Here is an 8,568-nt window from a genome sequence, read left to right as displayed (position 1 = left end):
TTTTGTCCCCTTGGCTGATGGACTGGATCCAGCACAGCCTCTATGGCACCGAGTGGGTAAGCTTGGCGGAAATCGGGCGTCGCAGCCCAGAGAGTGCAGAGGTGATTCAACGGGTTTGCCGCCAGTACAAGCTGAAGCAGCCGAAGCTGGGGCTGATCCGCGACCAAAACCCCACCGCCTTCACCTATGGCAGCCTGCCGGACACGGCCCGCATTGTTGTCAGCGAAGGATTGTTCACCTACTTGGAAGATGAAGAGGTGGCTACGGTCTATGCCCACGAGCTGGGGCATGTGATCCACTGGGATTTCGCCGTCATGACCCTGGCTTCCACGTTGGTGCAGATTCTCTACCTTCTTTACGTCTACATGCGGGATGCGCGCGACAACGGCAAAAGGGGCAGCCTCCGCTCCCTGGCCTTGGTCGCCTACTTTTTCTATGTGGCCGGCTCCTACTTGTTGCTGTATCTGTCGCGGGTGCGGGAGTACTTTGCCGACCACTTTGCTGCCGAAACCACCGGCAACCCCAATGGGCTCTCGCGGGCTTTGGTGAAAATTGCCTACGGCATTGTGCAAGAGGGAGAGCGGGAGCGGGATGAGGAAACCCGACAGCGCAGTGCTCGCCTGCTGGAAGGAACGCGGGCTTTGGGGATCTACGATGCCAAGGCGGCGGTGATGGCAGGGACGGCCTACCGGGTGGCGGCGGATCCCGGCCAGGTGGGCAGGGTATTTTTGTGGGATCTGTTTAACCCTTGGGCCTGGTGGATGGAGCTGAACTCCACCCATCCCCTCACGGGCAAACGGGTGCGGGCGCTGAGCACCTATGCGGAGCAACTGGATCTGCCGGTGGAATTCGACATGGCCAGCGTGGTTGCCCAGGGCAAGCAGCTCAACCGGCAACAGCTCTACGGGAACTTTCTGCTGGATATACTGCTGTTGAACGCCGAGTGGCTGGGGGCGATTGTGGGGGCGCTGCTCGGGATCCCGGCTTTGCGGATGGGCTTCTATGACATCCTTGCCGGGCTGACCCTGATGGGGGTGGGCTTGGGCCTGCTGCTGAAGATGACGGTGATGTACCCCAGTCTGGAAAACCCGCCAGCGTTGACCGTGTTGAAGGCGATGAGCAATCCCTACGCCAGCCCCTTGCGCGGGTTGCCGATGCAGTTGGAGGGGCGGGTGATCGGGCGGGGGGATCCGGGCTATCGCTTTGGCTCCGATCTCAAGTTCCAGGATGAGACAGGGATGATCTTCCTGCGCTATGCTTCCCGCTTTGGGCCGCTGGGCAACTTCCTGTTTGGAGCGCGCCAGGCAGGGGGGGTAATCGGCCAAGAGGGATCCGCGGTGGGGTGGTTCCGACGGGGGGTGGCCCCTTACCTGGATCTGGCCCGCTTTCAAAGCCGCCATGGCCAGCTCATCACCAGCTACCATCCCTTCTGGCAGGCTATGTGGGCTGTGCTGTTGTTAGTGGTTGCCCTGCTGGTGATGCTGTTCTAGAGGATCGCGATCCTCAGCAGCGAAGAGCTCGCCTAGGCCATTTGAGATTGGCTACTTTTGCCCACCGTTAACCCGGGCGTAGTCGTCGCTGAAGCGGACAATGTCGTCTTCGCCCAAGTACTGGCCGTTTTGCACCTCGATAATCACCAGAGGGATGACGCCAGGGTTCTCCAGGCGATGCTTGGTGCAAGGGGGCACGTAGGTGGATTGGTTGGCCGTGATGAGCTTTTCTTCATCTCCGCAGGTGACCTTGGCGGTGCCGGCAACGACGATCCAGTGTTCGCTGCGATGGTAGTGCAACTGCAGGCTGAGGCGATGCTTGGGCAAAACCACGATCCGCTTGATTTTGTAGCCAGGGCCCTCTTCCAGCACTGTAAAGCTCCCCCAAGGCCGACTTTCAGCATTGCTCTCGATCAGCTTGTTGAGGGTTTCGGCAGAGAGGGAAGGCGAAGGTTTTTCCGGTGAGGCCAGATTGGCATTGGGGGTTTCCAGCATGAGATGCTCTCCTTGGGAGGCCTACCTGTAGCTTATCTCAACAACCAACTCGAAGTCTGTTTGTTTATCTTTAGAACCACCAACAGATCGGCTTCAGCTCCTGGGGATCCCCAGCCGGTTCAGGTTTGGTAGGGCAGTGGTTAAAATCCTGTGGAATCATCAGAAAGGCTCCGAGAAACCCCGTCCTTTAGGACAGGGAGGAAGAGGAGCGGCGGGCAAAGCCAGCCAAACATAGTCGTACCCTTACACCATACCCGCTAAAATGCAAGGCAGAGTGCTCCGCCCCATGGAAAAAGCCTACAGCTACCGGTTCTACCCAACACCTGACCAGGAAACCTTGCTGAGAAAAACACTGGGCTGTGTTCGCCTGGTCTACAACCGCGCATTGGCAGCCAGAACCCAAGCCTGGCAGGAGCGGCAGGAGCGCATCAGCTATGCACAAACCTCTGCCCTGCTGACCGAGTGGAAAAAACAGCCTCAACTCCAGTTCCTGAACGAAGTGAGCTGCGTTCCCCTGCAGCAGAGTCTGAGGCATCTGCAAACCGCCTTCGACAACTTCTTTGCCCGCAGAGCCAGCTATCCCAAATTCAAGAAAAAACGCGACGGTGGTAGTGCAGAGTTCACCCGGTCTGCTTTTCGGTGGAAAGATGGCCAAGTCTTCCTGGCCAAGTGCTCTGAGCCCCTGAACATCCGGTGGTCTAGGCAACTGCCCAAAGGGGTCGAGCCATCCACAGTTACCGTTCGGCTGAGTCCTGTGGGGGAGTGGCATGTCAGTCTCAGGTTTGACGACCCCCGCGACCTGACGCTTGCCCCTGCTCAACAGTCAGTTGGACTGGATGTGGGCGTTAGCAGTCTTGTTGCCCTGAGTACAGGGGAAAAGGTGGCCAACCCCAAGCATTGGAACCAGCGCTACAAGCAACTGCGTCGGGCGCAAAAGGCTCTGAGTCGGAAGCAGAAAGGCTCCAAAAACCGCTACAAGGCGCGGCTGAAGGTGGCCAAGATTCACCAAAAGATTGCCAACAGTCGCCAGGATCATCTGCACAAGCTGACCACCCGCCTGATTCGCGAAAACCAAACAATTGTGGCGGAGACGTTGGCGGTGAAGAACCTGATTCGCAACTCCAAGTTGGCCAAAGCTATCAGTGATGCCGGTTGGGGTGAGCTGTTGCGGCAGTTGGAGTACAAGGCGCGGTGGTATGGGCGCACTTTGATTTGGGTGAATCGCTGGTTTCCTAGTTCCAAGACCTGTTCAGGGTGTGGCTATACCCTGGCTCGACTGCCCTTGAAGGTACGGGAGTGGGAATGTCCTCGATGCCAGGCCAGGCACGACCGGGACATCAACGCTGCCCGCAATCTTTTGGCCGTGGGGCACACGGTGTCAGCCTGTGGAGCAGACGTAAGACCAAAGCCCTCCAGGGTGGCGGCAGTTGCGATGAAGCAGGAACCTAAGCTGTGAGGCTTAGGAATCCTCGTCCTAAGGCCTACGGGCCCGCTGACGCGACTAGGACGGGGCGGATGTCAAGAATAAAGATCTCTGCTCTGCAAAAAGGTCACTTCTCCATGCGTTCTTCCTCTTCTGCCCCTTCTTACCCGGTTCACATCCATGACCGCCAACGGGACACCCACTATCTAATCCAGGTGCCGGCGGATCAATACATTTTGGCCAGCGCCGAGGCCCAAGGGATCCAACTGCCCTTTGCCTGTCGCAATGGCGCCTGTACCACCTGTGCGGTGCGGGTACGGCGGGGATCCCTGTACCAGCCGGAGGCAATGGGCATCTCGCGGGAGTTGAAGGAGCAGGGGTATGGGCTGTTGTGCGTGGGCTATGCCCGCTCGGAGCTCTGGGTAGAAACCCAGGATGAGGATGAGGTGTACGAGCTGCAATTTGGGCGTTACTTCGGCCAGGGGCGGGTAAGGCCAGGGATCCCCCTTGAGGATGAGTGATGTCTTCTTCGGCACCGGTTTTGTCTCCCGAGCTGTCGCCGGATCCCTTGCCCTCTCAGCCGAGGGGCTGGCTGCTGGCGGCAGCGGCGCTGATCCCGGTGAATCTGGCCCCCAGCTTACTCTTGGCTTTGGTGGGGACGATCCAGGGTTATACCCGCTATGGTGGGGCGATCCTGCGGGATCCTCTATTTGGACTGGCGGCTCTCCTGAGCCTGGCTGCGGTGGGAGTGGCCTTTTGGGGGGAGGATTGGCGACTGAGCCTGCCGGGGATGTTCAACTACTGGCCTTTTTTATTGATGCTGCCGGCCTTTGCCGATGCGCTGGCCTCTCGCGGTAGCGGGACGGAGTTCCATCCTGTAGGCCGTCGGCGTTTGGCCCAGATGTTGGTGTTGGGCAGCGGGCTGATGCTGCTTTTGGGTTGGGGAGAAGTGCTGTGGGGATGGCAGGGGCACTTCTTCTTGGGGCCGGTTTGGATCACGGGGGTTGCCGGGGGAGAGCGACCGGCGGCAGCTTTTACTTCCCCCAATATCCTGGCCATCTACCTGGTGATCCACCTGTGTTTGGCGGCAGGGCTGTGGCTGGATCAGGCCGACAAAGACTGGCCGAGGGTGGTAGGGCTGGGAGCTGTGCTGGGGCTGGGATCCCTCTTGTTGCTGCTGACGGCCTCTCGCAACGGCTGGGGAGTGGGGGGGCTGGCGCTGATGATGGGGCTGGCCCTGCGGCGCTGTTGGTGGGGGATCGGGATCTTGGCCGGTCTGGGATTGGCCGGTTTGGCCGCTGCTTGGGATTGGCCGGGCTGGCGGGCTGTTGTGCCCCGATTGATTTGGAGCCGTCTGGCAGACACCTTCGATCCCCAGGCGCTCTACTTTAGTTCCACCGCCAACCGGCTGGATGCTTGGCAATTCGCCCTGCAGATGGCGCGAGAGCGGCCCTTGACCGGTTGGGGCTGGCAAAGCTTTGCCGCTCTTTACAATGCTCAAGATCCGCCGGAGCTGCTGGGCCATTGCCACAATTTGTACCTGCACCTGGCGGCTGAGGGTGGGATCCCGCTATTGCTGGGCCATCTGATCCTGTGGGGCTGGATTTTGGCGCGGGGATGGCAAGCTTGGCGGCGCTCGCAAGAAAGCGTCCTGTTGGGGATGCTGCTGGCCTTGACGGCATTTTTTGCCTCAGGGCTTTTGGACGTGGTGATGTTGGATGGCCGCATTCACCTGCTGGTAACCTTACTCTTGGGGGCAGTTTGGGGAGCCAGCCTCGAGCAGCGCTCGACAAAGGGCCAATGCAACCAAGATCTGGGATAGCTTTCCCAAGGGGGTCACGGTTGAATGCCCCACCATGGGCGTCGGCGCTGCCTGGCAATAGGGAATGACTCTTGACCTAGCAGTAAATCCAAAATCCATGGGTTCCCACCCGTAGGAAATCCTTGTGGTAAACCTGTACCGAGATGTGCTGTGGCCTCTGCTTTTTTCTGGGCTGAGAGCCGACCCGGAAGCGGTCAAGATGGGCCTGCTGCGCGCCTTGCATTGGATCGATGCCACCCAGGCCACCGGGATCCTATCGGCTCTGGAGCGACTGTTTTGCTACCGGGATCCCCGGCTAGCGGTGTCGCTGTGGGGCCTTACCTTTCCCAATCCCCTTGGATTGGCTGCGGGCTTCGACAAAGATGGCCTGGCTCTGGGCGTCTGGCCCAGCCTAGGATTTGGTTTTGTAGAGGTGGGCACCATCACTCCTCAGCCCCAACCGGGCAACCCCAAACCTCGCCTGTTTCAACTGCCCCAAGATCGCGCTGCCCTCAACCGCATGGGCTTTAACAATCAAGGGGCGGCGGCTCTGGCGGAACGGTTGCGCCGGCTACAGCAACGTCCCATCCCCATTGGAATTAACCTGGGCAAAGCCAAAATCACCCCCCTAGAAGAAGCGGCTGCCGATTACCTGGCCAGCTTCCGGCTGCTCCAGGATCTGGGGGACTACTTTGTGGTCAACGTCAGCTCCCCCAACACGCCGGGGCTGCGATCCCTGCAGGCTGCTGAGCAACTGGAGCCCATCCTGTCTGCCTTACAGCAGGAAAATCAGAAGCGAAAACCCCTCCTGGTGAAGATCGCTCCCGATCTGGACTGGCCCGACATCGACAGCATCCTGGAGCTGGCCCAAGACCATCAACTGGCCGGGATTGTGGCCACCAACACCACCCTGCGCCGCGATAACCTGAAAACCCGTTTCCTGCCTGGCCGCGGGATCCCCTTCGCACCAGCGGAGTCTAGGCCAATCCTTGCAGAAGCCGGCGGGATCAGCGGTGCCCCCTTGCGGGAGCGTTCCACCCAAGTCATCCGCTACATCCACCGCTCCACCCAAGGAAAATTGCCCATCATCGGAGTGGGGGGCATCTTCACCTTGGCCGACGCCTTGGAGAAACTGGAAGCGGGAGCCAGCCTGCTGCAGGTCTACACCGGCTGGGTTTACGAAGGGCCGGGTATGGTGCCGCAATTGCTCCGAGGCCTAGCCCGCTCTTCTCCCCCCAGCCCTGATGTTACACTTCCCCCAGAGAATACCCCTGTGGGTCAGATCCGGGCGTAAGATCGTTAGGGATCCCTGAGGAAGCTTGCCGGTGAACCTGCTGCAACACCTCTTCAAAACCCCCCATCCGGTCATTGGGGTGGTTCATTTGTTGCCGCTGCCCACCTCACCCCGTTGGGGGGGGGACTTGGAATGGGTGATCGCTCAGGCAGAACAGGCAGCTACTGCCCTGGCTGCAGGAGGGGTAGACGGGATCCTTGTCGAGAACTTTTACGATGCCCCCTTTGCCAAGGATCGGGTGGACGCAGCGGTGGTCAGCGCCATGACCGTCATCGTCCAGCGGCTGAAAACCCTGGTCTCGCTGCCGGTCGGGATCAACGTCTTGCGCAACGATGGCTACAGTGCTCTGGCGATTGCTGCCTGTGTGGGAGCGCAGTTCATCCGGGTGAATGTGCTCTGCGGGGCGATGGTGACCGACCAAGGCATTATCGAGGGGAATGCCTACCGCCTGCTGCGCTATCGCCGGGAGCTGGGGGCTAACATCAAGATTTTCGCCGATGTGCTGGTGAAACACGCCCAACCCCTAGGTCCCATCAGTCTGGATGCGGCCATCACCGACACGGTGGAACGTGGCCTGGCCGATGCCATCATCCTTTCCGGCTGGGCCACCGGCAAGCCACCCCTTCTGGAGGAGCTGGAGCTGGCCCGCAAAGTTGCTCCTCAGGTGCCGCTGCTCATCGGCTCGGGGGCTACTGCTGAAAACATCGGCAGCCTGATCCGGCGGGCAGATGGAGTAATTGTGGCCAGTTCTCTGAAGCGGTCTTCCCGTTCCGCAGGCATGCCGGCAGGCTATTCGGATCCCTTTCCCATGATCGACCCGATTCGGGTGCGGCAGTTTGTGGAAGCACTGCACCTTGCGCTCCGTGAGCGGGCCTCCAACCATGCTTGTCTGGCCGCTCCCGGCTCTGGTTCCAACTAGCCGTTGGCGCTAGGATTGGGATCCGACTACAATGGGCGATTCCTCTTTAGCTATGCCATCCCTTGATCTGGAGGGCTTGGATTCTGCGTACCACCCTTCTGGTTCAGCAGAAGAAACCTTTTGGAGCTCTGTTCCGGCCCGGACTCCCCGCATTTGGGTTGTCGATGATGACCCAGTGGTTCGTTGCTACATTATCAATGTTCTCACAGGCTCCCAGTACTACGTGGAAAGCTGGGAAAGCGGCCGAGCAGCTTGGGATTCCTTGCAAAGCTTGGAAGAGAGCGAGTGGCCCGACATGGTGATCTGCGACTGGGTCATGCCTGAGATGTCGGGGGTAGAGTTCTGTCGCCGTCTCAAGGGATCCGCCGCAGGGCAGTTTGTCTATTTCATTTTGCTCACGTCCCGTTCTGAAGTTGAGGCTCGGGTAGAGGGGCTGGATGCGGGGGCGGATGAATTCATCACCAAGCCGGTCGATCCCGAGGAGCTGCGAGCGCGGGTGCGGGCAGGGTTACGTCTCCAGCGGCTCACCCAAGCTTTGGCCCAGGCCAACCGGCAATTGCGAGCCCGCAATGAGTTGTTGGAGTCTTTGTCTTTGACGGATCCCTTGACCGGGGCGTTGAACCGGCGAGCTCTGGATCAGGCGCTGCCCCATTTGCTCAAGCAGGTGGGAGCCCGCGGGGAAGCTCGCTACCGCTATCTCTGCCTGCTGATGATGGATGTAGATCACTTTAAGCAAATCAACGACAGCCACGGCCACTACATCGGCGACTGTGTGCTGCAGGCCATCGTCGGGCGGCTGCAAAATCAACTGCGGCCCTCCAGCCTGCTCTACCGCTATGGTGGGGAAGAATTTGTTTGCCTTACGCCCGGACTTAGCCCCTCTCGCTGTGGTCGCTACGCAGAGTCTCTGCGGCAGGCTATCGCCAAACGGCCCATTGACATCTCCCCCAAGCGCAGCCTGCCGGTTACCCTCAGCATTGGTGGGATCGTGCTCAGCGAAGACTACTGCCCAGAACCGGAAACCGCCTTGCAGCAGGCGGATAGCGCGCTCTACCAGGCCAAGCAGGCAGGGCGCAACCGAGTTCACATCCTCACCCCAACCCCAGAGGTTTATCTGCCCTGATACATTTACGCTGAACACTGCTG

Annotated in this window: 8 protein-coding genes; 7 read left to right on the top strand and 1 reads right to left on the bottom strand. The window is 59.8% G+C overall.

Annotated features, from left to right (window positions below; translation table 11 throughout):
• Window positions 1-1,490: M48 family metalloprotease (locus tag NW815_RS09370; RefSeq protein ID WP_414415939.1), on the top strand; the 1,490-nt coding region annotated here is incomplete at its 5' end.
• A gap of 51 nt (window positions 1,491-1,541) precedes the next feature.
• On the opposite strand, the gene NW815_RS09365 is transcribed toward NW815_RS09370, so the two are convergent.
• Window positions 1,542-1,985, bottom strand: a complete 444-nt coding sequence (locus tag NW815_RS09365; protein WP_011433853.1) for a phosphomannose isomerase type II C-terminal cupin domain — start codon at window positions 1,983-1,985, stop codon at window positions 1,542-1,544.
• A gap of 262 nt (window positions 1,986-2,247) precedes the next feature.
• Between NW815_RS09365 and NW815_RS09360 the strand changes: the two genes are divergently transcribed.
• The 6 genes from NW815_RS09360 (at window position 2,248) to NW815_RS09335 (ending at window position 8,545) form a co-directional block, all read left to right on the top strand.
• Complete coding sequence (locus NW815_RS09360; RefSeq protein ID WP_414415938.1) at window positions 2,248-3,441, top strand: RNA-guided endonuclease InsQ/TnpB family protein; 1,194 nt, start codon at window positions 2,248-2,250, stop codon at window positions 3,439-3,441.
• A 104-nt stretch (window positions 3,442-3,545) separates the two neighbouring features.
• On the top strand, window positions 3,546-3,929 hold the full coding sequence (locus NW815_RS09355; protein ID WP_414388810.1) for a 2Fe-2S iron-sulfur cluster-binding protein: 384 nt from the start codon (window positions 3,546-3,548) through the stop codon (window positions 3,927-3,929).
• Window positions 3,929-5,230: an O-antigen ligase family protein gene (locus NW815_RS09350; RefSeq protein WP_414415937.1), complete on the top strand. Its 1,302-nt coding sequence runs from the start codon at window positions 3,929-3,931 to the stop codon at window positions 5,228-5,230. Before NW815_RS09355 ends, NW815_RS09350 begins: the two co-directional genes overlap by 1 nt.
• A 124-nt stretch (window positions 5,231-5,354) precedes the next feature.
• The gene (locus NW815_RS09345) at window positions 5,355-6,503 is read left to right on the top strand and encodes a quinone-dependent dihydroorotate dehydrogenase (protein ID WP_414391156.1); all 1,149 of its coding nucleotides are present in this window, start codon (window positions 5,355-5,357) and stop codon (window positions 6,501-6,503) included.
• Window positions 6,504-6,534: 31 nt separating this feature from the next.
• Window positions 6,535-7,422 (top strand): photosystem I biogenesis protein BtpA, encoded by an 888-nt coding sequence (btpA, locus tag NW815_RS09340; RefSeq protein ID WP_414391160.1) that lies wholly within the window; start codon window positions 6,535-6,537, stop codon window positions 7,420-7,422.
• A 76-nt stretch (window positions 7,423-7,498) separates the two neighbouring features.
• Complete coding sequence (locus NW815_RS09335; protein ID WP_414391158.1) at window positions 7,499-8,545, top strand: diguanylate cyclase; 1,047 nt, start codon at window positions 7,499-7,501, stop codon at window positions 8,543-8,545.
• Window positions 8,546-8,568: the final 23 nt, after the last annotated feature.

The sequence above is a fragment of the Synechococcus sp. R6-7 genome (genome assembly GCF_047461695.1).
Lineage (GTDB): Bacteria > Cyanobacteriota > Cyanobacteriia > Thermostichales > Thermostichaceae > Thermostichus.
The sequence above is the reverse complement of the archived record's forward strand: the minus strand, read 5'-3'. Positions and strand labels throughout refer to the sequence as shown.